Origin of the sequence: Actinomyces sp. HMSC08A09, from assembly GCF_001807465.1 — a bacterium.
Classification (GTDB): Bacteria; Actinomycetota; Actinomycetes; order Actinomycetales; family Actinomycetaceae; genus Actinomyces; species Actinomyces oris.
Genome location: NZ_KV789159.1, coordinates 1 through 24,001, shown reverse-complemented (window position 1 = coordinate 24,001; position 24,001 = coordinate 1). Strand labels below are relative to the sequence as shown.

Genomic DNA, 24,001 nt, shown 5'->3' with positions numbered 1-24,001 from the left:
GGCGTGGCCGCCTCTCTGGGATCGTTGACCGGCGACCGGTAGCCTGGGGCGCGTGAGCGTCCTTTATGCTGTGTCATTCTTTCTCTCCGAGGCGGTCAGGTGGAGCTGGTTGGCCGCCCAGTTCATCTCCCTCGTTATGGGGGTCTGGGCGCTGATCGACTCCCTGATGCGGCCCGCGGAGCACTACGCGGCGGCCGGTAAGAACACCAAGCGATTCTGGAACCTGGTCAACGCGGTGGGCACGGTGGTGGTCGGCCTGCTCGGGGCTGCCTCGATGTTCGGCCTGCTGGGCGTCGTGGCCAGTGCCGTCTACCTGGTGGATGTTCGCCCCGCCCTGCAGGCGCTGGCACCGGTGCGGGTGCGCTCCTCGATCCGCATCCCGGGGCGGGCCTCCCAGCGCCGGCCGGGGCGCGATGGGCGCGGCAGGAGCGCTGGTCGCTGATGCGCGCCGTCATCCAGCGAGTCAACCGCGCGGCGGTCCGGGTCGACGGCGAGGTGGTCGGCGAGATCACCCGCCCCGGCCTCATGGTCCTCGTGGGCGCCACGCACGACGACGGCCCCGCGCAGGTGGCCACGGTGGCCCGCAAGATCGCGGACCTGCGGCTCCTGGAGGGTGAGCTTTCGGTGACCGACGCCGGAGCGCCGGTGCTCGTCGTCTCCCAGTTCACCCTGTACGCCGACACCCGCAAGGGCCGGCGCCCCACCTGGAACAAGGCGGCCCCCGGCGAGGTGGCCGAGCCCCTGGTGGAGGCCGTGGCGGAGGACCTGCGCGGGCGCGGCCTGGAGGTGGCCACCGGCCGCTTCGGCGCCGACATGAAGATCGACATGGAGGCCGACGGCCCGGTGACGATCCTCATCGAGGCTGAGTAGGCCGAGTAAGCCGAGGACGCCGCAGAAGGAGACGCTGAGATGACGGGGCGCTCGCGGGCGGTGGTGGTCGCCATGATGCTGTGGTGGGCTGTCTTCGGCTGTATCAGCGTGTCCTGGGCGCTGGGCTCCCCGTGGCTGGTCGACACGGTCCTTCAGGGTGAGGGGCTGCGGCTTGCCCATGAGCGACCCACCTGGTTCGTCGTGGTCGTCCTCGTCTCCGGGCTGGTGAAGCTGGGGTTCGTCGTCTTCGGCTTCTCCCTCCTGCGCCCGGACGTCATCAGGGTGCCGCGCTGGATGCGCCTGGCCTTCGGCTGGGTCTCGGGAGCCATGCTCATCGCCTACGGGATTGCCGGCTCGGTGCCGGCGATCCCGACGATCTTGTCGGGGGAGCCGCTCTCCCGCTATGGCTGGTGGCGCCTGGTTCTGTGGATGCCTCACTTCTGGGTGGGCGGGATCCTGGTGCTGGCCGCGACGGTCGCCTACCTGCGCTGGAGCCGGCCCGTGGCGATCGAGCCCGCCGTGCACGCGGGCCCAAATGGGCGCTGACAATCGCGGCGGGTGTCCACAGAAATGACACTAGCCCGCACAAGCCACCCGCCCACCACCTAGAACCGCGGAATCACGCGGTTTTCAAGCCAGCACCAACCTTGTCGGGCATCCAATGTCATTTCTGTGGACATCGGGCGTGGCCGGGCGAGGTAGGTCGATTCCATGCATCGCCTATGGGTGGGTGGAGAGAATCCGTTGGACATCGGTGACGATCCTCCCTGAACGCACATTGTTGGACGTAAAGCGGATGGGTGTATAACCCTGCCGGACCAGTTCGCGATCGCGTTCCCGGTCGTGGTGGAAGGACCAACGGTCGGAATGGAAATCGTAGCCGTCCAGCTCGATGACAAGCCACCCGGCCACCACCAGATCCACTTCTCCAACGTCTGAGATGACCATGCCGTCGGAAACATCTATTCCAGCGTCCTGCAGCTGAACTCTGGCCAGGGTCTCCAGTGGGCTGCGAGCGCGATCGCTGGTGCGCTTCAGGCGATTCCGGCCAAGAACACGGCGAGGACCGCGCAGATATGCGGATACCTGCTGGCGAGTCGTTCTGCCCCGATGCAGGGCTGCGTCGGCGGCGACCAGAGCCGTCCACTCTTCTGCGCAGCACAGGAGATCGGCGATGCAGCGGGCGAGGGAGACAACCGGGAAGTCTTCCAGCCGAAGGACGGAACGCCCACGAGTCTCGTGTCTGTGCTCACCCCATAACGGAGGTAATCGACGTCCTTGCGGAGTCAGAACATGGACACTGCGCGGTGGAGAAGGGAGCGGAAGGCCGTAGTAGGCGGCTGCATGCTCGCAGGTGATAAGACCTCGGTGGAGGCGGGCGATGAGGATGCGTCGGTCGGTGCCGGGCAGCGCTACGATTCCGTGCGGGTACCGTTTGAGCTCGCCCGCGTCTACCAGGGCCTGGAGGCGGCGGCGCCCGGTACGGTTCAGATGTAGATCAGCCTGTGCAACGGCGCCAAGCGCGTCGCCGATGCGGGTCAGCACATTGTCGTCCATGAGACAATTCTTGGACTGCCGGAGCTGAGGCGCTAGGAAGTGGCTGGTCCCTGTGGATAACTTCCGGCGTGGACGAGCCGCGTCTCCTGCTTGACGTCCACAGAAATGACATTGGATGCCCGACAAGGTTGGTGCTGGCTTGAAAACCGCGTGATTCCGCGGTTCTAGGTGGTGGGCGGGTGGCTTGTGCGGGCTAATGTCATTTCTGTGGACACTCGTGGCCGCGGGAGGGGCCGTGGTGGGGTGACGCAAGAGCGCTTGTGGCGGCGCGCCCCCGGTCGGGCGGTCGGCGCCGCCGGGGCAGAGGAGAGGGCCGGGTATGCGCCCCCGACTGCGCTTCCCGGCCCTCACTTGAGTGTCACCCGGGCGGCCGCCTCGGCTCAACGGGGAGTGTTCCCCAAACCTTCCGATGGGTAGCGGCCCGGTTCAGCAGTTGAGGGTCGCGTCGGTGCCGACGACGGAACCGGTGGAGATGCTGGCGAGCTCGTGGTCGTCGGCGTTGCCGCCGGTGCAGACGATCGCGCAGGGTCCCTGGCGGGTGGGATCGGCCATGAGCCCGGCCAGGCTTGCGGCCCCGGCGCCCTCGGCCAGGGTGTGGGCGTGAGTGGCCATGAGGCCGACGGCGCCCTGGATCGCGTCGTCGTCGACCAGGATGAAGTCGTTGAGGCTGCGCCCCAGCACCGACTGGGTGAGGGCGAAGCTCGCCCCAACCGCCAGCCCCGCCACGCGCGTGCGGCTGTGGACGGCGGCCGGCTCCCCGGAGGTCCAGGCGCGGTGCGCGGCCGGCGCGGCGCTGGACTGGACGCCGATGATCCGGCACCCGGGGGCCAGGGCGTCGCGCACGAGGCAGGCGCCGGCCGCCCCGGAGCCCGAGCCGACCGGCGCGTAGACCGACTCCAGGCCCGGGTGGCGACGGAACAGCTCGAGGTAGACGGTGGCGTGCCCGAGCACGATGGCCGGCTCGTCCCCGGGGGAAACCATGCGCATCCCCTCACGCAGGGCGAGGGCCTCGGCGTGGGCCAGCGACTCGCACATCGTCTCCCCCTCGACGACGACCCGAGCCCCCAGCGCGCGCACCGCGGCCACCTTGCGGGCCGGCGCGCCCACCGGGACGACGACGGTCACGGGGACCTCGCTGCGGGCGCCGGCCCAGGCCAGGGACTGGGCGTGGTTGCCGGTGGAGGCGGTCACGACGCCGCGGCGCCGCTCCTCGGGGCTGAGCGCCGCAATGAGCGCCACCCCGCCGCGGACCTTGAAGGCGCCGGTGGGCTGGACGTTCTCGTGCTTGACCGTGACCTCCACCCCGGCCTCGGCGTTGAGCAGCGGGTAGGACCAGGCGGGAGTCTCGGGCAGGACGCGCGAGACGGCCTCGTAGGTGCGCAGGACGGCGTCGAAGTCGAGGCAGGACTGGGTGGCGGCGGGAGCCTGGGGCAGGGTGTCGGTGACGGTCATGGCTTCATGATGCGGGTGGCCGGAGTATCGGTCCAATGAATCTTTTGACGAATACCCATCGATATGGAACATACTTGGTGGCGTGATCGATGTGCAGCAGCTGCGGGCCCTCGTGGAGCTCTCCCGCCTCGGCACCGTCTCGGCCGCCGCCGAGTCCCTGGGCTTCAGCCAGTCCACCGTCTCCCACCAGCTCGCCGCCCTGTCGCGCGCGACCGGCGCGGTCCTGCTGACGCGGGCCGGGCGCGGCGTGCGGCTCACCGAGGAGGGCCGGGCGCTGGCGGTGCGGGGTCAGGAGGTCCTCGACCTGCTGGATCGCACCGAGCGCGAGGTCGTCGCCATGGCCTGCGCGGAGGCGGGGCGCGTGCGCCTGGCCGCCTTCCCCTCCGCGGTGGCCTCCCTGGTGCCGGAGGTGCTCGACGTCGTCGGCCGGCAGTACCCGGGCCTGGAGGTCGAGCTCGTCGACGCCGAGCCGCCCGAGGCCCTCGACGCGCTGCGGCGCGGGCGGGTGGACGCGGCCCTGTCCTTCTCCTACGTCGACGACGACGCCGGCGAGGGCCTTCAGGCCGAGCACCTTCTCCACGACGTCCTCTATCTCGTCACCCACCCCGGCGGCATCACGCGCATCGCCGACGGCGCCCAGTGCCGGTGGGTGACCGGCTGCGCTCGCTGCCGTGAGGAGCTCCTCGCCGTGGGGCGGGCCAACGGCTTCACGCCCGAGACCGCCTACGCCTCCGACGACTACGTGGCCGTGCAGGCGCTCGTCGCCGCCGGAGTGGGGGCGGCCCTGCTGCCCGGGATGGCGCTGAGCGCCTACCGGCACGAGGGGGTTCAGGTGCGGCCCCTGGCCCGCGAGCAGCGGCGCGTCGAGGTGGTCACCCGCGCCGAGCAGCCCCGCCCGCTGGCCATCGACGTCCTGGTGGAGGCCTGCCGGACAGCGGCTCGCCGCACGAGCCTGCGCCGCCCCGTGGTCAAGGCTGCGGCAGTGGCACCCTGACTCGCCCTCCTGAGCATGACGGTGCCAAGCATTGATTGACGTGGGTCACAGTGTTAAAGTCGAGTCACGCAATCGTTTGCGCAGCGAGGCGCTCAGCGGTGAAGGAAGGCAATGATGCAACGAAAGATTCTGCTCGACTGCGACCCGGGGCACGATGATGCGGTCGCCATGATGCTCGCCTGGGGCAATCCCTCGATCGAGCTGCTCGGTGTCACCACCGTGGGTGGGAACCAGACCCTGGACAAGGTGACTCGCAACGCGCTCAGCGTGGCCACGGTCGTGGGCATGCACGACGTCCCCATCGCCGCCGGCTGCCGGCTCCCCCTGGTCCGCCCCGTCGAGATCGCCCCGGACGTGCACGGCGACAGCGGCCTGGACGGCGTCGAGCTGCCGGAGCCTGCCGTGGAGCTCGATCCGCGCCACGGAGTGGATCTCATCATTGAGACGATCATGAGCAACGAGCCGGGCACGGTGACTCTCGTCCCGACCGGCCCGCTGACGAATATCGCCATGGCTGCCCGCAAGGAGCCCCGTATCGTCGAGCGCGCCCAGGAGGTTGTCCTCATGGGTGGGGGCTACCACGTGGGGAACTGGTCGCCGGTGGCCGAGTTCAACATCAAGGTCGACCCCGAGGCGGCCCACATCGTCTTCAACGAGAAGTGGCCGATCGTCATGGTGGGGCTCGACCTGACCCACCAGGCCCTGGCGACAGACGAGGTGGCCGAGCGCATCGCGGCCGTCCCCGGCAGCGTCTCGCAGTTCACGCTCGGCCTGTTCACCTTCTTCCGCAAGGCCTACCAGGACGCTCAGGGCTTCGAGTTCCCACCGGTTCACGACCCGTGCACGCTCGCCTACCTCATCGACCCCACGATCGTCGAGACCGTCAAGGTTCCTCTCGACGTCGAGCTCAACGGCTCGCTGACGACCGGCATGACGGTCGCGGACTTCCGGGCGCCGGCTCCCGGGGACTGCCACACCAAGGTTGCCACGCGCCTGGACGCCCCACGATTCTGGGGCCTCGTGGTTGACGCGATCGACCGGATCCAGAAGGTGGTCGACGCATGAGCCCGGCAACGGCAGAGGTGAGAGCCTCCGGGGCGGCGGCGAAGAAGTCCGTCGGCGCCGTCATGACGGCCCTCCTGGTCGCCTGCTTCGCCTTCCAGCTCAACGCCTCCATGCTGAGCCCGGCGCTGGTGACCATGGAGAAGGAGCTCAGGACCACCGGGACTGTCATCGCGACGTCGCAGACGGCCTTCTTCACGGCGGCGGCGCTCTTCGCGCTCTTCCTTCCCCGCCTGGGGGACATGATCGGTCGGCGCAGGCTGCTGACCTGGATGATGGTCCTGACCGCCGTGGGCTGCGTGATCTCGGCGCTGTCGGGAGTGCTTGGCTCGGTCGCGCTGCTCTTCGCCGGCCGCATCGTCCAGGGCGTGGTAGGGCCGACGGTGCCGCTGTGCCTCATCATTCTCAAGCAGGCCGTGCCGGATCCGAAGCGGTACGGGACGCTGCTGGGGGTCGTCACGGCCGTCAACGGCGGTATCGCCGGGATCGATGCCCTGGCCGGCGGGTTCCTCGCCGGTCGGTACGGCTTCGCCTCGGTGTTCTGGGTGATGACGGCGGCCGCCGTCGCCGCGGCCCTCGCCGTTGCCCTGCTCACCGACGAGTCCCGGATCGACAACCCGACGCCGATGGACTGGCTGGGGACCAGCCTCCTGGTGGTGGCGGTCGGCTCGGCCCTCATCGCGATCGACCAGGCCGGCAAGCTCGCCCAGGCCAACTGGGTGCTCGTCCTGGTTCTCCTGGTGGTTGCCGGCGTGGCTTTCGTCGCCTTCTGGCGCCAGGAGTCGGCGAGCCGCCACCCCCTGGTGACCACCACCTACCTGAGGTCGCGCTCCACCTGGGCGCTTCTGCTCACCACCATGCTGACGATGACCGGGGTCTTCGCCATCATGAACGGCATCGTTCCCGCCCTCGGGCAGGACGCGGACTTCGGTGCCGCACTGGGGGCCGACGTCGTCTCGTTCTGGACGCTGACGCCCTACGCCCTGGCGGGACTGGTCATGGGGCCGGTTGCGGGCACCCTCGCCGGTCGCATGGGGTACCACCGGGTCCTTCGGATCGGCCTCATCGGCACGGTGGCGGGGCTCGGCCTTCTCCTCCTCGGGGTGGCGAGTCCGCAGCCGTGGCTGCTGCTGGTCATCTCGATCCTCGTCGGCGTCACCTATGCGGGCATGGGCAACATCATGCTCAACGGGCTCGGCATCGAGCTCTCCCCGAAGGACAACCCCGGCTACCTTCCTGGCCTCAACGCCGGGGCCTTCAACCTGGGCGCCGGGATCTCCTTCGCGATCCTGTACGCGGTGAAGACCGCTGCGGGAGACGTGGGACGAGGAGCCTACGTGGCCTCGATCATCGCCGGTGTGGTGCTGCTTGCGCTGGCGTTCCTCGCTTCGCTGCTGATCCCCCGGGCGGCGGCCGACGGCGAGGCACCGGCCGGGCCCGCGGGGAGCTGAGAGCCCGGCCGGCCGCGGTCGGCGCCGGGACTCGCCACGAGGTGGGAGACGATGGTTACTCAGAGGGATATTGCTCGCGAGCTGGGAGTGGCGGTGTCGACCGTCTCCAGGTCCCTGAGCGACGTGCCCGGTATCCCTGAGGCGACCAAGGAGCGCGTCCGTCAGGCCGCTGAGCGGCTGGGGTACCGCAGGGATGCGCATGCCGCCTCCCTGCGGACCGGCCGCTCGGGGACGATCAGCCTTGTCGTCGGAGCCATCGACAATCCCTTCTTCGCTGAGCTGGCCCACCACGTGGAGACGCAGGCGAATCGCCTGGGGCTGCTGTTGATGATCGCCAATGGTCAGGAGGACCCGGCGGCCCAGGAGCAGGTGGCGCTGTCGATGCTCGAGCAGCGGGTCGACGGCATGATCCTGGTGCCGGTGGGGCCTCCCACGAGCGGGTTGCAGGAGCTGGTGGCGCAGACCCCGACTGTCGCCGTGGACCGGCTCCTGCCCGGGGCGGGCATCGACTCGGTCTTGGTGGATCCCCGAGGGGCAGTACGCGAGCTGGCCGGGCACCTGCGCGACGCGGGCTACCAGCGTCCGGCCGTGATCTCAGGGCCGGACGCCACCAGTACGGGCGCCGGACGCGCTCGGGTGGTCTCCGAGGAGCTGGAGGCTGCCGGATGGTCAGGCTTCCCGGTACTGTCGTCCGCACATGACGCCTCGCAGGCTCAGGAGCGTGCGGAGCGCCTCTTCGCCGACTGCCGGCCGGATGTCCTCATCTGCGGAGGCAACGTCATCACGCTCGGTGCGCTGCGCGCGATGAAGCGGCTGGGGGTCGGAGTCGGTGCCGACGTCGGAGTGGCCACATTCGATGATCTTCCGTGGTTTGATCTGATGAGTCCGGCACTGACGTCCATATCGAACGACATTCCACGCATGGCGGCCGAGACGGTTCGGCTACTGCTGCAGCGGATCGAGAACCCCGATGGGGCTGTCCAGCAGGTGATTCACGAGGCCTCGCTCAGCCTGCGTGAGTCCACCCGCGGTCCCCGTCCGTGAATCGATGCCACATGAAAGGGAGATATCTGATGCGTACGTGTGTGCGAGCTGTTCTGGGTGACGTATCCGGCGAGGTTGCCGTCTTCGGGTCCCTCAATGCTGACCTGACGGTCCGAACCGAGCGCTTTCCCAAGGTCGGTGAGACGATCAGCGGGGAGGACCTGGTGATCCTGCCGGGAGGCAAGTCCGCGAACCAGGCGGTTCAGGCCGGTCTTCTCGGCGCTCACGTGAGGATGATCGGGGCAGTCGGGGCGGACGGTCACGGCGACCTGCTCATCGAGTCCCTCCAGCGTGCCGGCGTGGACACCTCCGCGGTTCAGCGCGAGGACGTGGCCACCGGCACCGCCATCATCACCGTGGACTCCGCGGGGGACAACACCATCGTGGTGTCTCCCGGTGCGAACGGGACAGTGGATGTCTCGACGGCGCGGCGGCACCAGGGCGTCATCGGCGAGGCCCGTGTGCTGGGGCTGTGCATGGAGGTGAGCCCCGACGCGGTGGAGGCCGCGGCCCGTATCGCCCACGACGCCGGCACCCGCGTGGTCTTCAACAACTCTCCGTTCCACCCGGTCCTGTCCGCCGGGCTCCTGGAGGCGATCGATGTCTTGGTCGTCAACGAGCATGAGCTCGCCGACATGCTGAAGCCGGGTGCGAGTGACACTGCGGTCGAGCCGGAGGGTGACCGGGCCGACGACGCCACGGACTGGGGCGATTGCGCGAAGAGGCTGGCCGCGATGGGCATCCCCTCCGCGGTGGTGACTCTGGGGGGACGCGGGTCGATGGTGATCGAGGGGGAGGAGATCACCCCGGTCGATCCCTTCCCGGCTGACGTCGTGGACACCACCGGTGCCGGAGACTCCTTCCTGGGCACGCTGCTGGCGGCGCTCGCCGCAGGGGCGGGACTCAAGGAGGCGGCAGGTGCGGCCTCGGCCGTCTCCGCCTTCGCGACGACCTCGGTGGGGGCGCAGGCCTCCTACGGGGATATCGCCGCAGTCGAGCGGCACTTCGGATAAGCGCGGCTCGACGAGCGGGTAAGAGAGCCGAGGCGGCCCGCACCCTCCGCGGAATGGTGACGAGCCTCGGGGCGGGGGGCGGTGACAGGAGGCCGGCCCGCTGGCCCCCGCTTCAGTCGTCCGTGAACTGTTCGAGGTTCTCGGTGTGGGGGTGTCCGTCGTCGGAGGCGCTGAGCCAGAACTGCTGGGGGTTGCCGTTGCCGTCGGCGGCCTCATGGCGGATGAGCAGGCCGGGGCCGGTGGGGACACCAACCGATTCGGCCTTTCCTCCCGTGAGGTCGTGCGTGCTTCCCGAGTTCAGGTCGACGATCTGGGTCGGCAAGGCGTTCCAAGCGGCTCGCGTCTGGTCATCGTCCTTCCCTGCGGTGCTGGCGGCGAGTGTGGCCGCGGCGGCAGGATCGCTGAAGCGTTGAAGCCATCCGCCGGGGTAGAGCCGGTTGACACCGGTGATGGTTCTGCGCACTGTGCCGTCCGTACCCATCTGAGTCACCGTGAACGGGCGGAACCGGGTGCTCCCATCGTTGCTGGCGGTGGGGGAGTACGGGGACAGGAGGAGTGAGTCCCGGGAGGCGCCGATGAGCCAGTGGTCACTGGGGATGGTGGACGGTTTACCCGCAAGGTTGCTCAGCGGGTAGACGGAGATGACTCCCTGACCCTCGGCTCCCGGGTAGTAGTTCTGGGCGGTCTGGATGGCCAGGCTGTCATTGGTGAGGACCCGCCCCAGGATCAGTCCGGAGACCTCCACCGAGCCCTCGAGCTTCCCCGTCTCGGCACTGAGGACGACGACGTAGGTGCGCTGGGCTGAGAAGTCGTCGTCCTGAGCCGTCCGGTGCGGTTGGAGAATGAGTGAGATGTGCTTCCCGTCGGGACTGACGACGCCCACGCCGGAGGACTCCTGCTCGAGAAGATGGAATGTGTTCTTTTGAGTGGTTGACCAGTCATCACTGCTGTCCTGGTATTCGTGATCGAATACCGCAGGTTCGATGCGGCTGGCCCACTGCATGCCCTTGATATCCGGTTTGTACCCCGTGCTACCCGGTTTGTAGCTGGTGACGACTCCTGCGCGTTCCAACTTGGCACCGGATGAGACCTGCGAGTTATCCACCCTGACGGTCCCATAGCGGGTAGGCAGGTCGCCAACGTCAATGACGTCGAAGTGCTTCCGTTCGGACTCCACCTGATGTGCACTGAGCGGGCTGACGGAGACTCCCGCCGACGGCGTGGTCGCTGCTGTCTTCGGGGTTGAGGAGCCGCAGCCGGACAGTGGCAGTGAGATCAGGAACGCTGCCACTAGGGCACGGGCGGCGCGGTTCGCCGCCGAACCGGTGCGGTGACGGCGCATCGAGGGCATGGGGGCGGGCTTCGTCGCGTGTGTCGTGTGGCGCATCATCGGGCTTCTCCTCCCACGGCGTAGATGCGAGAGGTGCCGGAATACCGTGTGCCTGTCCGAACCATGATGATGGTGACGCCGGGAGTACTGATGGCGCTCACTAGATTCTCTTCCGGCTTCACGTCGGCCAGTGCCAGATCCTTGAGCTGAGGGTTGTAGAGCTTGTCTCCCGGCGGAGCGAATGTTGTCCCCGGTGCCAGAGGGATTGATACGCCCGACGACCCGTCCGCGGGCTTGACGGTGATCCGTCCCTCGACGGCTTCACCCACTGCGGCCTGGGTGATGCCGACGGAGGCGGCGGCCAGCCCCGGTGTCTGTGACGCCGTCGTCACCGCCAGGGTCCGAGGGTTGAAGACGGAGCCGACAGTGCCGGAGGCCTCCCACAGGAGAAGGTCCGAGTCGACGTCATTCTCTGGTTTCTCCGCTGGGAGGGGCGGGAGGGTCACGAGGGTCTGCGATTTCCTGGAGGCGACCGAGTTGACCTCGGAGGTCATGCCGAGATCGTAGGCCCGAGTGTCTGCTCCGGGGATACCGGCCAGGCCGTCGAGGCTGACGGCTTGGACCTCCCTATCCTGTAGGCCCTTCTCGGACCATGCAGGCTTGACCTGTTTCCCGGCGGGCTTGTCAATGACCACCCAGCCGTCGATGACAACGGGGCTGTCGTCGACGTCGGACCCGCCGGTGGTCGGTGAGGATGACTGCGGGGTGAGGTCAGGAAGCTCATGCGTGATGGTGGGATCCTTCTGCGATACGACGACGTCACGGTCCCTCGAGGGGAGACTGAGGACGAAGGCCGAGTGACCAGCCGCGCCGAAGTAGGCGGCCTGGGCGGGCTGAGGACCTGAGGCTCCGTCAACGCTGAGCTTTCGAAGGTCCCACATGGTCGACCGGTCCTTCAGCGAGTAGGCGGTGGTGCCGTAGAGGACTGCCGAGTCGGTCATCTGGAGGGGACTGTCGCCGCGCCAGTCGAAAACCGCGGCTCCGGTGATGGTGTCCAGGACGACGGTGGTCTTCGGCGTCGAGGAGTCGAGCTCTCCGTCAGTGTTGGTCAAGGATGTGTAGACGACCGGATCATCGAATCTCAACGCCATGTAGCGGCCGTCGGGACTGCGGATGACTTCTCCCGCTGTTGAGCCCTTGCGCTGGTAGCTCCAGCGGTTCGAGCCGTCACGGGGGTCGAGCCCGGTGACTCCGTCGGAGGTGAGAACGATGGGGCCGGCGGCTCCTGCGATCACGTCCTGTCCGCTCGCCAGGTTCTTGGTCCACGTCTCCTGCGAGGCGAAGCCGGTGGGGTATGCCGGCAGCTGGTCGGCGTTCACCGACGGGCCAGTGGCCTGGGTGATGGTGGGCCGGTTGGACGCCGTCGGGTGGCCGCGGTAGGGGACGGCGAAGGAGGCGACGAGCGCTACGACGGGAACGAGGGCGAGCAGGGCGCGAGGCCCCAGGGCCCGGAGGGAGGATCGCCACGGTCCCCGCAGCTGATCGCGCAGGTCGTGTATCCGCGCCGAGATCGGATTGGGTTCGTACAGCGATTTGTCGGCATAGGGCTCGAACAGAGCACGTGAGGCCCGCAGAAGAACGTCTGTGGACAGCAAGAGGGCGAAGGCGGCGATCCCCATGATGTAGGCCAGGGCATCGCCGAGGTTGACCGCGTAGGTGGAGAGCACGAACTTCCAGAGCCTGATGATCGGGAGGACGGCGTACACGGCAGCGGCCGGGACCAGAACAGCGGGTAGGAGCATGAGTGCTGAGCGGGCCGCGGTCAGGATCCTGCTGCGCGTGCTGCGGATGTCATGGCGCGGCTCGGGCCAGAGGACGACCCCGCACACCCACAGGAATACGGCCAGTGCCAGACCCTTCCAGGACAGCAGGGGGAGCTTGAGCAGCACCTTGGCGATCCCGCTGCCGTAGATGACGCAGAGGGCGGCCGCGGCCACCATGCCGAGGAAGCAGCCGAAGCGCAGCGACGTCAGGGCCGCGATGATGCGCTGATGGCGACGTCTGCGCCGGTTGAGGGCCGCATCGGCCTGGTCGGCGCTGTGGCCGGAAGCGGAGGGGGAGTCGTCGATGGGATGGTCGACGTCGGCGGCGCGTGGCATGGCGTGGGGTCTTTCGTTGTGGGCCGGCTTGGGCGTCACTTGGTGGAGAACTGCTCGAGGTTCTCGGTGTGGGGATGGCCGTCGTCGGCGGGAGAAGGCACGGGAGGCATGGCCCCCATTGTGATGGGCGGATCCGAATTGTGCGGCAGAATTCGTGAGGCAGCTCGTCCTGCGCCGCGTGAATACACCGACGCCGTCCCCGTCGCCGCGGTCGTACCTTATGTCGCGCGGCCGAGGGTTCAGGGGGCGATCGCGCGACCTAACCTACGACCGCGGCCGGTGGGGTGGGGCGGCAGAGGTGGGGCGCCAGGCGTGGAATGACGGGTGCGGGGTGCCAGGCGGGAGGCGGGCCGACCCTGCAGCTCCTCATCTTGAGCCGACCCGACTCAAGGCTTACTCACGCCTACCGCGAACAGGGGCATGGCCGGGGCGTCGGCCTGGTTAGCCTTGTCAGCACGTGCTCTCAGCGCCATCTCTCCGCGGCGCTGCGACATCCCTCGCCACCACCGGACGAGCGGTCCCGCACTGAGCGCGTGCCGAGGAGGAATTACTGATGTTTGAACGCTTTACCGACCGCGCCCGACGCGTCGTCGTGCTCGCGCAGGACGAGGCGCGGGCCCTGAACCACAACTACATCGGCACCGAGCACCTCCTTCTCGGCCTCATCCACGAGGGCGAGGGAGTGGCCGCCAAGGCCCTGGAGTCCATGGATATCTCCCTGGACGCCGTGCGCAGCCAGGTCATTGAGATCATCGGCGAGGGGCAGTCCGCCCCCACCGGCCACATCCCCTTCACGCCGCGCGGCAAGAAGGTCTTCGAGCTCTCCATGCGCGAGGCCCTCCAGCTCGGCCACAACTACATCGGCACCGAGCACCTGCTCCTCGGCCTCCTGCGCGAAGGCGAGGGAGTGGCCGCCCAGGTCCTGACCAACCTCGGCGGGGACCTGTCCAGCGTGCGCCAGACCGTCATGCAGATGCTCTCGGGCTACGAGGGCAAGGAGACCGTCAACGCCGGCGGCCCCTCCAAGGAGGGCACGCCCTCGGGCAGCGCCATCCTGGACCAGTTCGGCCGCAACCTCACCGCCGCCGCTCGCGAGGGCAAGCTGGACCCGGTCATCGGCCGCAAGAAGGAGATGGAGAGGGTCATGCAGGTCCTCTCCCGGCGCACCAAGAACAACCCCGTCCTCATCGGGGAGCCGGGCGTGGGCAAGACCGCCGTCGTCGAGGGGCTGAGCCAGGCCATCGTCCACGGCGACGTCCCTGAGACCCTGCGCGACAAGCAGCTCTACTCCCTGGACATGGGCTCGCTCGTGGCCGGCTCGCGCTACCGCGGTGACTTCGAGGAGCGCCTCAAGAAGGTCCTCAAGGAGGTGCGCACTCGCGGCGACATCGTCCTGTTCATCGATGAGATCCACACCCTCGTCGGTGCCGGTGCCGCCGAGGGCGCCGTCGACGCCGCCTCCATCCTCAAGCCCATGCTGGCCCGCGGCGAGCTCCAGACCATCGGGGCCACCACCCTGGACGAGTACCGCAAGATCGAGAAGGACGCAGCCCTGGAGCGCCGCTTCCAGCCGGTGACCGTCGACCAGCCCAGCATCGAGGAGACCATCGGGATCCTCACTGGCCTGCGCGACCGCTACGAGGCCTTCCACCGCATCGTCATCACCGACGAGGCCATCGAGGCCGCCGCCAAGCTCGCCGACCGCTACATCAACGACCGCTTCCTGCCGGACAAGGCCATCGACCTGGTCGACGAGGCCGGCGCCCGCCTGCGCATCCGCCGCATGACGGCTCCGCCCGAGCTGCGCGAGATCGACGAGCAGATCGCCCAGGTCAAGCGGGAGAAGGAGTCGGCCATCGACGACCAGGACTTCGAGCGCGCCGCCTCCCTGCGCGACGACGAGCGCCGCCTGGCCGACGAGCGCGCCGCCAAGGAGAAGGCCTGGAAGTCCGGCGACCTCGACCAGGTCGCCGAGGTCGACGAGGCGCTCATCGCCGAGGTCCTGGCCATGTCCACCGGCATCCCGGTGGTCAAGCTGACCGAGGCCGAGTCCGCCAAGCTCCTCAACATGGAGGCCGAGCTCCACAAGCGCATCATCGGCCAGAACAAGGCCATCGAGGCCCTGTCGAAGTCGATCCGCCGCACGCGCGCCGGCCTGAAGGACCCCAAGCGCCCCGGCGGCTCCTTCATCTTCGCCGGCCCCACCGGCGTCGGAAAGACCGAGCTGGCCAAGGCCCTGGCGGAGTTCCTGTTCGACGACGAGGACGCCCTCATCCAGCTCGACATGTCCGAGTTCGCCGAGAAGCACACGGTCTCGCGGCTCTTCGGCGCCCCTCCCGGCTACGTCGGCTACGACGAGGGCGGCCAGCTCACCGAGAAGGTGCGCCGCCGGCCCTTCTCCGTGGTCCTGTTCGACGAGGTTGAGAAGGCCCACCCGGACATCTTCAACTCCCTGCTGCAGATCCTGGAGGACGGTCACCTCTCCGACGCCCAGGGCCGCGTGGTCGACTTCAAGAACACCGTCATCATCATGACCACCAACCTCGGCTCCAAGGACATCGGCAAGTCGGTGGCCACCGGCTTCCAGTCCACCGAGTCCGGCGCCATGGACTACGAGGAGATGAAGGCCCACGTCAACCGCGAGCTCAAGCAGCAGTTCCGGCCCGAGTTCCTCAACCGCGTCGATGACCTCATCGTCTTCCCGCAGCTGACCAAGGAGGAGGTGCGCCAGATCGTCGACCTCATGATCGTGCGCCTCGACAAGCGCCTGGCCGAGCAGCAGATGACCATCGAGCTGACCGAGGCCGCCAAGGACCTCCTGGCCGAGCGCGGCTTCGACCCGGTGCTCGGCGCCCGTCCGCTGCGCCGCGCCATCCAGCGCGACATCGAGGACGCCCTGAGCGAGAAGATCCTCTTCGGCGAGCTCGAGCGGGGCCAGAAGGTCATCGTCGACGCCGAGGGCGAGTCCATCCTGGGTGAGTTCATCTTCCGCGGCGAGCCCTGGGAGCAGGGCGAGGCCGAGGTCGCCGCACTGCGTGAGGCCGAGGACGCCGCGGCCGGTGGTGGGGGTGGGGCCTCCAGCCCGCTGCGCATCTCCACTCCGCCCATCAGTCGCGGCGGCGGCGCCTCGCCGGCCGCCGAGCCCGGGCGCTGACCTCGCCGGGTCCCGCCCGGTCAAGTTCCCTTATCAGTTCCATACGATGGGCCGCAACCCCGCTGGGGTTGCGGCCCATCGTCGTCGCCGCGCATGGGAGCCCTCAGACTGCAAGACGCGTTGGCACGAACCGCGGAGGTGGTGGTGGGGTTGCCTTGCCCCTGTGCTCATTTTTCCAGGTGGCGACCATGATCGTGGACGCAGGAGTGTGCGGGGTGAAGTTCACGGCTGCGAATATGCACGGGCCTCATAGTCGCATGAACTGCGAAGCAAGCACATGAAATGTGAATGACGCCTGAATACAGTAAGAGAACATTCTGAGAGTTTGGCTTGACCGTCTCATGTCAGTCCTCTGCCCGATACAGTGGAGTGACGATCCGTCGAAAGTCGTCCCTCGGACATGGTCGATCGGTGTCGTCACCCCGCCCCGCGCGGGGCCGTCTCAACCGCTATCGCCCCTACTCGTCCTCACTGTCCGTACCTGTCCGCCCTCATTCAGACTGCCGCGACACCCCTCGGTCGCGGCACCGGAATGTCCGGCTCGGATCGCCCGTGCGTGCTCACGCATTCTTGGTGCCGCTACTCCCATGACCCAACTCAGATACGAACCGCGACATTTCCACCAGCACCGTTTTCCGCGTCTGCGGACCGCTAACGCTGCTGCGACCCTGAGCGTCCTCGGCGTGGTGGCGGCGGTGCTGCCCTGGGTCGGGTGGCCGAAGCAGGTCACCGTCGGCGTTCTGGTCCTCACGGTCCTCATCGGCCTGGGGCTGGTCACGGCGCCGCCCACCCGTGCGCTCAAGCGCGGCGGCATCGCCCCGGGGGCCCGCTGGCACTGGGGGGCGGCAATGCTCCTGGGCATGTCCCCGGCGATCCTGCTGGGCCTGAGCTTCCCCGTCGTGTCCCAGAAGATGGCTGCCAGCACGGTGAGCGGCATCGGCCTGCCGGTCATCGTCCTGAGCGTGTCAGTGGCCGTGCCCTGGCTCAGCCAGATCATCGGCACCCCCGTCTACCGGCTCCTGGGCGACTCCCTCGGCCGCGGCCCGCGGGCGGTCCTGGAGCGCTACTGCTCCATCTGGCCGGCGCTGTTCCTGTGGGCGCTCCTGCCCACGGCGCTGGAGATCCTCGTCGTGGCCGCCGTGACCGGTTGGAACCTGCACGTCCTGGGCGTCCACACTGCCCTGCTCCTCCTGCACGTCGTCTTCGTCCAGTCGCTCATCGTCGCCGACGTCGCCGGACGCCGCCGCCTGTGGTCGGTGGGCTGGCTCTGCTACGCCGTCGCACTCGTCGCCGAGCCGACCTGGTGGTACCTGCCCCCGCTGGTGGGAGCCCTCAGTCAGCTCCTGTCCATGGGGCGCTCTCTGGGAAAGATCCTGCGGCCCCGCGGGGTCGCCACCGGCATCCTCGTGCAGGACATGCTGCGCGGTGCGATCCTGGGAGGAGTGCTGTGGTCGGACAAGTTCTTCCTCTTCCTGGGCGCCGGTCGTGACTTCGACGTGGCGCTGGTCTACCTGTGCCTCCAGCCCGCCGTCGTCGCCTACTGCTACTACTTCGCGGTCACCGCACCCCGGGTCAACACCGAGATCGCCCTGTTCCAGACGGTTCTCAAGCGTGAGGGCATGGCCAGTCTGCGCGAGCGCGGACGCACGCTGCGTCGGCTGCTGGACGCCAGCCTCATCCGCGCCTGCATCGTGGGGGTCGCCGGCGTCATCGTCGTCGTGTGCTCCATGGCGCTCATGTCCACCGAGCAGGTCCCGCTGGTCCTCGAGGTGTGCCTCGCCTCGACCCTGTTCACGGTGCTGACGCTCCTGAGCTACGAGATCGACCACATCGGCGACTCGACCACCGCCCTGCTCCTGTCCGGCATCCACGTGGCGATCGCCGCGGCCCTGCTGCTCAAGGTGGCCGACGCCGCCGCCTACCTGCCGCTGGCCGGCGTCGACCTGCTGCTGTGCGCGCTGGGGCTGCTGCTCTACCGCAAGCGGTGGGCCGCACCCGAGTACTCGTTCTTCTGGGGAAAGGCCATGTCCTGGTGAGCTCGTCATCCTCCTTCCGCGCCCGCCTGGAGAGCCTTCCGCTGCGCTACTCGGCTCCCGCCGGCGGCTACGCCCCGATGCCCAGTCCTGACGACGCCCCTGGCATCGGCGACCGGGGCGAGGAGGCCGGCCCCAGGATCAAGGTCGGCCCCGACGGATACGGCGTCGTCGTCACCACCGGCGGCGCCCTGAGCGGGCCCTCGGCCGCCACCCCCTCCGCAGGCTCGCCCGCCGTCCCATCCACTGACCCGCCCGCCACCGAACCGGTCGCCGAGCCGGCCGCGGCCTCGGCCTCCACTCCTGAGATCCCGGCTCCTGAGATCCCGGCCGTGCCGATCTACGGCGTCGTCCAGACCCCGGCGCCGGCCGGCTACGGAGTGGTCCAGCCCCGCCCCAAGAGCCCGGAGCCGACCTCCCCGCAGAGCCCCGAGGCTCTGGACTCCCCGATCTTCGGCGCCGTGAGCTCTGCTGCACCGGCTGCCTCGGGCGCCTCGGCCTCCTCACCAGTGGAGCCGGCCGCCCCCCGCTCCACCGCGTCGGAGCCACTCGTTGACGCCGAAGCCCCTTCCGTCCCCGCCGCCCCCTCCGCCTTGGCCTCCGGCGCCGCTGCAGCCGGAGCGACCTCTGAGCCCTCCGACTCCTCTGAGCCCTCCGTGCCCCCGGTGCACGGCGGGCCCTCGGCTGTCGCCGAGCCGGCCCGGCAGGAGTCGGACCGGCCGGAGCCCTCAGCCCCCGCTGGGCCTGCCCCGCAGGAGTCCGTCCTCCCACAGCCCGACCAGCCCGAGCCCCAGCATCCCCAGCAGCCCCCCGCACCCACCGCCATCGCCTGGGAGTCCGTGGCCTCGGCCGCCTCTCACGCCGCCGCCATCCCCCTGTCCCAGCAGCAGGCGGCCCAGGAGGAGACCGAGGACGAGGAGGCCCCCGCCGGCGCGGCCGAGCTGCTCCCGCCCCCCGAGGAGCCTGAGCCCGAGGCCGATGAGCAGGTCCTGCCCGACGGCGTCCCCGAGGACGGCGTGTACGTGGACGTCGACGTCGCCATCGTCATGGAGTCCACCTACCCCTACCTCAAGGGCGGGGTCTCCGCGGTGGTCCACGACATCATCACCGGCAACCCGGACCTCACCTTCGGGATCATCCACATCACCTGGGACTCCCACTCGCCCCTCAAGGATCTGTACGGCATGCCGGACAACGTCGCCTGGGTGAAGGTCCTCTACCTGTCCATGGAGGAGCACCAGGAGGACTTCCTGCGCGCCCGCCCGCGCGACCTGCGCATGAACCGCCGCCAGCGCCGCGAGCTGTCCCGGCGCATCCTGGGGGCCCTGCTCGCCCTGGCCCAGGACGGTCAGACCGAGCCGCTGTGGGACCTCATCAGCGAGGGCCTGAGCGCCTCGCGCCGCTACCCGGTCTGGGCGATCCTGGGCACGCGCGAGTTCATGGAGGCCTACCACGACATGATGCCGGACCTGGGGATGTCGATGACCGACATCTTCTGGTGCCTGCGCGACTTCTTCTCCCTGGCCTACGCGGTCCTGGCCGAACCGGTCCCGCGCGCCCAGGTCTACCACGCCCACACCACCGGCTACGCCATGCTCCTGGGCGTCAACGCCGCCCGCGAGCACGGCACCAAGGTGCTGCTGACCGAGCACAACCTCTACGTGCGCGACACCGTCAACACCCTCCTGGAACGCCGGCTGGACCTCAACATCAGGCTCACCGACTACCGCACCTTCGACGTCACCGGCCGCGAGCGCATGTGGATGGCCTGGTGGCTGGAGATGGGGCGCCTGTGCTACCCCTACGCCTACGCCTCCACCTACCTCTACCCGCGGGCCATCACCGAGGCCAATGAGCTCGGCGGCGACTCCGGGCGCGCCATCGTCATCCCCAACGGCATCGTCACCAAGGAGTTCGATGCCTCCTACGCCGCGCGCCTGGCCGCCATCGAGGAGATCAAGAAGGAGGGCGCGGACAAGCACCTGTGGAAGCTGGTATACATCGCCCGTGTCGTGCCCATCAAGGGGCTGCTGGACATGATCGACTCGGTGCGCCTCATGGTGGACCGGGGCCTGAACATCCACCTGGACGTGTGTGGGCCCACCGAGCACATGCCCTCCTACTTCGAGCAGTGCCTCACCAGCATCGTCGAGCAGGGCCTGGAGAGCGTCATCACCATCCGCGGGACCGTCAAGGTCCGTGAGCTCCTGCCTGAGTTCGACCTGTTCGTCCTGCCCAGCTACAACGAGGGCCTGCCGGTCGTCTCCCTGGAGACCATGGGGGCCGGCATCCCCACGGTGAGCACCGACGTCGGCGCCGTGCGCTCCGTCGTCGAGGACTTGATCGTCACCGACGAGGGGGAGACCTGGGACCCCTGCGGCATCATCATCGAGCCCGGTGACCCCGCCGTCATGGCGGACAAGGTCCAGGAGGTCATCAGCGACGTCGATCTCTACGAGCGCCTGAGCCTCAACGCCCGCGGCCGCGTGGAGGCGGCCTACGACCTGGTCAAGGTCAACGCCTCCTACAACAAGATCTACCGTCAGGGCGGTGCCGGCGAGCAGACCGGTACCCGCGCCGACCGAGGAGGAGCATGAGGAGCAGCACCGGCGGCGTCGGCGCCTGGATCCGTTACGGAAACCCGCTCGAGCCCGGGGAGCTGGACTTCGCGATCGCCCACTACCGGGCCGCGATCCTCCAGCCCTGGGAGACCGAGGCAGCAGCCCGCCTCAAGGAGGCGCGACCGGACATGACGGTCCTGGCCTACCGGTGCCTGTCCTCCACGCGAGACTTCGAGCCGGACTCCATGCGCGCCTCCGGGCTGTCCTACCGCGAGGCCCTCCGCCGCGGTTGGCTCGCCAGGCGTGACAACGGCGACCTGGTCGAGTGGAACACCTACCCCGGCCACTTCCAGGCCCGTGTGTGGGACCCCGACTACCGCGCCCGCTGGGTGGAGGAGGTCTGCCAGGCCACCGCTGAGACCGCCTTCGACGGCGTCATGGCGGACAACGACGTCTTCGACGACTACTACGGCCTGGACCTCCCCCTGGACGGAATCGCTGACACCGCCGCCCTGCGCGCCGAGCTGAACATCTTCGTGGACCAGGCCGGTGCCGGCCTCAACGGCGTCGGCAAGATCCTCATCCCGAACGTGGCCGAGGCCCGCCGGGAACCCGGCCGCTGGGAGCGCCACTCGGCCTGGGGTGGTGGCTTCGACGAGTGCTGGCTGGGCTGGGGGGACCATCACCTCTTCGATGAGGCCACGGCCCTGGCCCAGATTCACGAGCTGCGAGGGCCGGGCCTGTCCATCGTGCGCACGCCCGACGGCGGGGGCGGCGGCTCCATGTCCGGTGCCCGCACGTCCCCCGGCCTCTACGGGCTGGCGGCCTTCTGGGTCTTCGGGGGAGGGGAGGGCGCCTACACGGCCACCGGTCACGACGACTACTCGCGCACTCCCTGGTTCCCCGCCCTCGACGCCGACCTGGGGCGCCCGCTGGGACGGCCCCGGAGGACCTCGGGCGCCTGGGTGCGCGAGTTCGAGGGCGGAGTGGCCGCCGTCGCGCTCGGCGAGGAGGGAGGCGGCACCGTGCGTCTCCCGGCGGGCCTCAGGTCACCGGGGCCCACCGGGGACCCGGACGGTGAGGCGCTGGCTCTGGAGGTGCGCCTCAGCGCGCATCGTGGGATGATTGCCCTGCGTGCCTGAGTCATGACCCGGTCCGGCTCGTGCGAGATCCGATAATGGGACTAAAGACCTGTCAAACGTTAGTCATGTTGGGTGGATCATTGACCTGCTTGACTTCCTGAGATCCCCGCCGTCCCGTACAGCGTTCTCTCGGGCAGGAAGTGCGGCGTCCGTCTCGGGCGGCGTCGACAGAGTTCCACAGGGCCCAGGACAAGGATGACCTATGGCACAGACTTCCCAGAATAGCGCGGCGGACATCGCGCACAAGCCCATGATGAGCACTGCTCAGATCCTGCTGATGAACGTCGGATTCTTCGGCATCCAGTACTCCTTCGGCATGCAGCAGAACGCCATGTCGCCCATCTACCAGTTCCTCGGGGCTTCCGCTGACGAGATCCCCATCCTCAATCTGGCCGGACCCGTCACCGGCCTGCTCATCCAACCGCTCATCGGGGCGCTCTCGGACCGGACCTGGAGCGAGAAGTGGGGACGCCGTAAGCCCTTCTTCCTGATCGGGGCCGTCGGCTGCTCCGTGTTCCTGTTCCTCATGCCCTTCGTCACCGCCGTGTGGATGGCGGTGCTGTGCCTGTGGCTGCTGGACGCCTCGAACAACACGGCCATGGAGCCCTACCGGGCCTTCATCGGCGACCGCCTGCCCTCCAAGCAGCTCGCCAAGGGCTTCCTCGCCCAGTCCCTGTTCATCGGCGCCGGCTCGGCTCTGGCCGCCGGGACCCTCGTCGTTCTGGAGAAGACCCTGGCGGGCGCCACCGCCGCCGGCATCCCCTACTGGGTCTTCGGCGCCTTCATGGTGGGCTCGGTGTGCTCCATCGGCTCGGTGCTCATCTCGGTGCTCTCCACCAAGGAGCTGCCGCCCACGCCGGAGGGCTTGGTCGAGCTCGAGCGCAAGAAGCGGGAGGAGGGCCCCTTCGGCTTCGTCAAGGACATCGGCGTCGCCATCGTCGAGATGCCCCGCGGCCTGAAGAAGATGGCCCTGGTCTACCTCTTCCAGTGGTACGCCATGAACGTCTTCTGGCAGTACCTGGGCCTCATGTGCGCCGTCACCTACTTCGGCGTGAACCTGTCCGACCCGGGGTACGCCAAGACCGAGGCCTTCAACAACGCCTCCGGCTTCGCCACCGGGCTCATGGTCGTCTACTACGTCTCCTGCACGGTCGTCGCCCTCTTCCTGGCGCGACTGTCCAACCGCATCGGCCCCAAGCACGTCCACACCGCGGCGCTGTGCCTCGCCGCCGTCTGCCTGGTCCTGCTCACCCGCATCGGCAGCCCCGGCCACACCGTGGTCCTCTACCTGCCCATGATCGGCATTGGTGTGGCCTGGGCTTCTATTACGGGCGTACCCTACATCATGGCCATTGAGATGATCCGCAAGGAGCGCCGAGGCGTCTACATGGGCGTTATCAATATGATGATCGTCATCCCCCAGTTCATCCAGACCCTCACCTTCGGTCCCATTTACAAGCACCTGCTCGGCGATCACCCGGTCAACGCCCTGCTCTTCGTCGCAGTCTTCCTCATCATCGCCGGTCTGCTCATCGAGTGGATCGACACCGTCAAGGACGCGGACCCGCGGGTGCGCGCCGCCGCCGTGTCCGCCACTGAGACTGCCGTGGCCTGACCGGGTGCCCCACGAAAGGATGTCATCCGTGACCTATACCACCATTGTCGCCGGAGTCGGCGATGTCGAGGCGAACACCCACGTCATCGATCGCGCCTGCGAGATGGCTCTCCTGTGCGACGCCGCTCTTCTCCTCGTCGCCGGCTTCGACCCCGTCTCGGCGCGGGACAAGGCTCGCATCAACGAGTCCGCCCCCGTCGCCGATGTGCGGGTCGGGCTCACCGAGGACCAGGCCTACGCCGTCGTCGAGAAGGCGCGTGATACCGCCGTTGAGCGCGGCGTCGCCCTCGCCCAGGGCGTCGTCGTCGAGGGCACGGCGGTCGATGCCGTCACCCTCGTCGCCTTGGAGACCGAGGCGGACCTCGTCATCGTCGGATCCAAAGGCGTCGATTCGCTGTTCGGCCGCATCTTCGGAGCCGTCTCCGTCCAGGTGCTCCGCAAGTCGAAGTGCGACGTCCTCGTCGTCGTTCCCTAGTCGCCGGATAGACGTCGGACGCACGCGTCGGATCCTGCGCGATCGGACCGGCGGCGGATGCCCGCCACGCGGAAGTGTGGCGGGCATCC

The 24,001-nt window shown here is 68.7% G+C and carries 18 protein-coding genes; 14 read left to right on the top strand and 4 right to left on the bottom strand.

Annotated features, from left to right (window positions below):
* Positions 1 to 52 precede the first annotated feature (52 nt).
* The 3 genes from HMPREF3165_RS12235 to HMPREF3165_RS12225 are packed head-to-tail and all read left to right on the top strand — an operon-like array spanning position 53 to position 1,416.
* On the top strand, positions 53 to 442 hold the full coding sequence (locus HMPREF3165_RS12235) for a DUF2516 family protein (protein ID WP_060957317.1): 390 nt from the start codon (positions 53 to 55) through the stop codon (positions 440 to 442).
* Complete coding sequence (gene dtd / locus HMPREF3165_RS12230) at positions 442 to 870, top strand: D-aminoacyl-tRNA deacylase (protein WP_009747827.1); 429 nt, start codon at positions 442 to 444, stop codon at positions 868 to 870. The genes HMPREF3165_RS12235 and dtd overlap by 1 nt, the downstream gene beginning before the upstream one ends.
* Before the next feature lie 39 nt (positions 871 to 909).
* The gene (locus HMPREF3165_RS12225; protein WP_070513912.1) at positions 910 to 1,416 is read left to right on the top strand and encodes a DUF3995 domain-containing protein; all 507 of its coding nucleotides are present in this window, start codon (positions 910 to 912) and stop codon (positions 1,414 to 1,416) included.
* A 174-nt stretch (positions 1,417 to 1,590) separates the two neighbouring features.
* Here the strand turns inward: HMPREF3165_RS12225 and HMPREF3165_RS12220 are convergent, their stop codons facing one another.
* Complete coding sequence (locus tag HMPREF3165_RS12220; protein WP_065361943.1) at positions 1,591 to 2,427, bottom strand: DUF559 domain-containing protein; 837 nt, start codon at positions 2,425 to 2,427, stop codon at positions 1,591 to 1,593.
* Between the two features lie 426 nt (positions 2,428 to 2,853).
* A complete protein-coding gene (locus HMPREF3165_RS12215; protein ID WP_070513910.1) occupies positions 2,854 to 3,879 on the bottom strand; it encodes a threonine ammonia-lyase in 1,026 nt (341 codons plus the stop codon).
* 82 nt (positions 3,880 to 3,961) lie between these two features.
* Here HMPREF3165_RS12215 and HMPREF3165_RS12210 point away from each other — a divergent pair, with 82 nt between their 5' ends.
* The 5 genes from HMPREF3165_RS12210 to HMPREF3165_RS12190 all read left to right on the top strand — a co-directional run bounded on the left by HMPREF3165_RS12210 (position 3,962) and on the right by HMPREF3165_RS12190 (position 9,443).
* Positions 3,962 to 4,873 carry a LysR family transcriptional regulator gene (locus HMPREF3165_RS12210; RefSeq protein ID WP_070513908.1) on the top strand — a complete coding sequence of 304 codons (912 nt, stop codon included), beginning with the start codon at positions 3,962 to 3,964 and terminating at the stop codon, positions 4,871 to 4,873.
* A 114-nt stretch (positions 4,874 to 4,987) separates the two neighbouring features.
* The gene (locus HMPREF3165_RS12205; RefSeq protein ID WP_070513999.1) at positions 4,988 to 5,938 is read left to right on the top strand and encodes a uridine-preferring nucleoside hydrolase UriH; all 951 of its coding nucleotides are present in this window, start codon (positions 4,988 to 4,990) and stop codon (positions 5,936 to 5,938) included.
* Positions 5,935 to 7,386, top strand: a complete 1,452-nt coding sequence (locus tag HMPREF3165_RS12200; RefSeq protein ID WP_070513906.1) for a uridine transporter UriT — start codon at positions 5,935 to 5,937, stop codon at positions 7,384 to 7,386. The genes HMPREF3165_RS12205 and HMPREF3165_RS12200 overlap by 4 nt, the downstream gene beginning before the upstream one ends.
* A gap of 51 nt (positions 7,387 to 7,437) precedes the next feature.
* On the top strand, positions 7,438 to 8,430 hold the full coding sequence (locus HMPREF3165_RS12195; RefSeq protein WP_070513904.1) for a LacI family DNA-binding transcriptional regulator: 993 nt from the start codon (positions 7,438 to 7,440) through the stop codon (positions 8,428 to 8,430).
* Between the two features lie 29 nt (positions 8,431 to 8,459).
* Positions 8,460 to 9,443, top strand: coding sequence for a ribokinase (locus tag HMPREF3165_RS12190; protein WP_070513903.1), 984 nt, complete (start codon positions 8,460 to 8,462; stop codon positions 9,441 to 9,443).
* A gap of 112 nt (positions 9,444 to 9,555) precedes the next feature.
* Here HMPREF3165_RS12190 and HMPREF3165_RS12185 read toward each other — a convergent pair whose 3' ends face one another.
* Together HMPREF3165_RS12185 and HMPREF3165_RS12180 are read right to left on the bottom strand one after the other, a co-directional pair.
* Positions 9,556 to 10,830, bottom strand: a complete 1,275-nt coding sequence (locus tag HMPREF3165_RS12185) for a hypothetical protein (protein ID WP_256275309.1) — start codon at positions 10,828 to 10,830, stop codon at positions 9,556 to 9,558.
* Positions 10,830 to 12,932 (bottom strand): hypothetical protein, encoded by a 2,103-nt coding sequence (locus HMPREF3165_RS12180; RefSeq protein WP_070513900.1) that lies wholly within the window; start codon positions 12,930 to 12,932, stop codon positions 10,830 to 10,832. The genes HMPREF3165_RS12185 and HMPREF3165_RS12180 overlap by 1 nt, the downstream gene beginning before the upstream one ends.
* A 553-nt stretch (positions 12,933 to 13,485) precedes the next feature.
* On the opposite strand from HMPREF3165_RS12180, the gene HMPREF3165_RS12175 reads away from it, so the two are divergent.
* The 6 genes from HMPREF3165_RS12175 (at position 13,486) to HMPREF3165_RS12150 (ending at position 23,912) form a co-directional block, all read left to right on the top strand.
* On the top strand, positions 13,486 to 16,086 hold the full coding sequence (locus HMPREF3165_RS12175; RefSeq protein WP_003787373.1) for an ATP-dependent Clp protease ATP-binding subunit: 2,601 nt from the start codon (positions 13,486 to 13,488) through the stop codon (positions 16,084 to 16,086).
* A gap of 587 nt (positions 16,087 to 16,673) precedes the next feature.
* The gene (locus HMPREF3165_RS12170; protein WP_070513898.1) at positions 16,674 to 18,122 is read left to right on the top strand and encodes a hypothetical protein; all 1,449 of its coding nucleotides are present in this window, start codon (positions 16,674 to 16,676) and stop codon (positions 18,120 to 18,122) included.
* A complete protein-coding gene (gene pelF, locus HMPREF3165_RS12165; protein WP_070513895.1) occupies positions 18,119 to 20,716 on the top strand; it encodes a GT4 family glycosyltransferase PelF in 2,598 nt (865 codons plus the stop codon). Before HMPREF3165_RS12170 ends, pelF begins: the two co-directional genes overlap by 4 nt.
* Complete coding sequence (locus HMPREF3165_RS12160; RefSeq protein WP_003785357.1) at positions 20,713 to 21,822, top strand: putative glycoside hydrolase; 1,110 nt, start codon at positions 20,713 to 20,715, stop codon at positions 21,820 to 21,822. Before pelF ends, HMPREF3165_RS12160 begins: the two co-directional genes overlap by 4 nt.
* 202 nt (positions 21,823 to 22,024) lie before the next feature.
* Positions 22,025 to 23,437 carry an MFS transporter gene (locus tag HMPREF3165_RS12155; RefSeq protein WP_070513893.1) on the top strand — a complete coding sequence of 471 codons (1,413 nt, stop codon included), beginning with the start codon at positions 22,025 to 22,027 and terminating at the stop codon, positions 23,435 to 23,437.
* A 28-nt stretch (positions 23,438 to 23,465) separates the two neighbouring features.
* Positions 23,466 to 23,912: a universal stress protein gene (locus tag HMPREF3165_RS12150; protein WP_070513891.1), complete on the top strand. Its 447-nt coding sequence runs from the start codon at positions 23,466 to 23,468 to the stop codon at positions 23,910 to 23,912.
* Positions 23,913 to 24,001: the final 89 nt, after the last annotated feature.

Excerpts from the sequence above, each read along its gene's own strand:
- dtd (WP_009747827.1), top strand. The coding sequence starts at position 442 with ATGCGCGCCGTCATCCAGCGAGTCAACCGCGCGGCGGTCCGGGTCGAC.
- HMPREF3165_RS12225 (WP_070513912.1), top strand. The coding sequence starts at position 910 with ATGACGGGGCGCTCGCGGGCGGTGGTGGTCGCCATGATGCTGTGGTGG.
- HMPREF3165_RS12220 (WP_065361943.1), bottom strand. The coding sequence starts at position 2,427 with ATGGACGACAATGTGCTGACCCGCATCGGCGACGCGCTTGGCGCCGTT.
- HMPREF3165_RS12215 (WP_070513910.1), bottom strand. The coding sequence starts at position 3,879 with ATGACCGTCACCGACACCCTGCCCCAGGCTCCCGCCGCCACCCAGTCC.
- HMPREF3165_RS12205 (WP_070513999.1), top strand. The coding sequence starts at position 4,988 with ATGCAACGAAAGATTCTGCTCGACTGCGACCCGGGGCACGATGATGCG.
- HMPREF3165_RS12200 (WP_070513906.1), top strand. The coding sequence starts at position 5,935 with ATGAGCCCGGCAACGGCAGAGGTGAGAGCCTCCGGGGCGGCGGCGAAG.
- HMPREF3165_RS12195 (WP_070513904.1), top strand. The coding sequence starts at position 7,438 with ATGGTTACTCAGAGGGATATTGCTCGCGAGCTGGGAGTGGCGGTGTCG.
- HMPREF3165_RS12190 (WP_070513903.1), top strand. The coding sequence starts at position 8,460 with ATGCGTACGTGTGTGCGAGCTGTTCTGGGTGACGTATCCGGCGAGGTT.
- HMPREF3165_RS12185 (WP_256275309.1), bottom strand. The coding sequence starts at position 10,830 with ATGCGCCACACGACACACGCGACGAAGCCCGCCCCCATGCCCTCGATG.
- HMPREF3165_RS12180 (WP_070513900.1), bottom strand. The coding sequence starts at position 12,932 with ATGCCACGCGCCGCCGACGTCGACCATCCCATCGACGACTCCCCCTCC.
- HMPREF3165_RS12175 (WP_003787373.1), top strand. The coding sequence starts at position 13,486 with ATGTTTGAACGCTTTACCGACCGCGCCCGACGCGTCGTCGTGCTCGCG.
- HMPREF3165_RS12170 (WP_070513898.1), top strand. The coding sequence starts at position 16,674 with ATGACCCAACTCAGATACGAACCGCGACATTTCCACCAGCACCGTTTT.
- HMPREF3165_RS12160 (WP_003785357.1), top strand. The coding sequence starts at position 20,713 with ATGAGGAGCAGCACCGGCGGCGTCGGCGCCTGGATCCGTTACGGAAAC.
- HMPREF3165_RS12155 (WP_070513893.1), top strand. The coding sequence starts at position 22,025 with ATGGCACAGACTTCCCAGAATAGCGCGGCGGACATCGCGCACAAGCCC.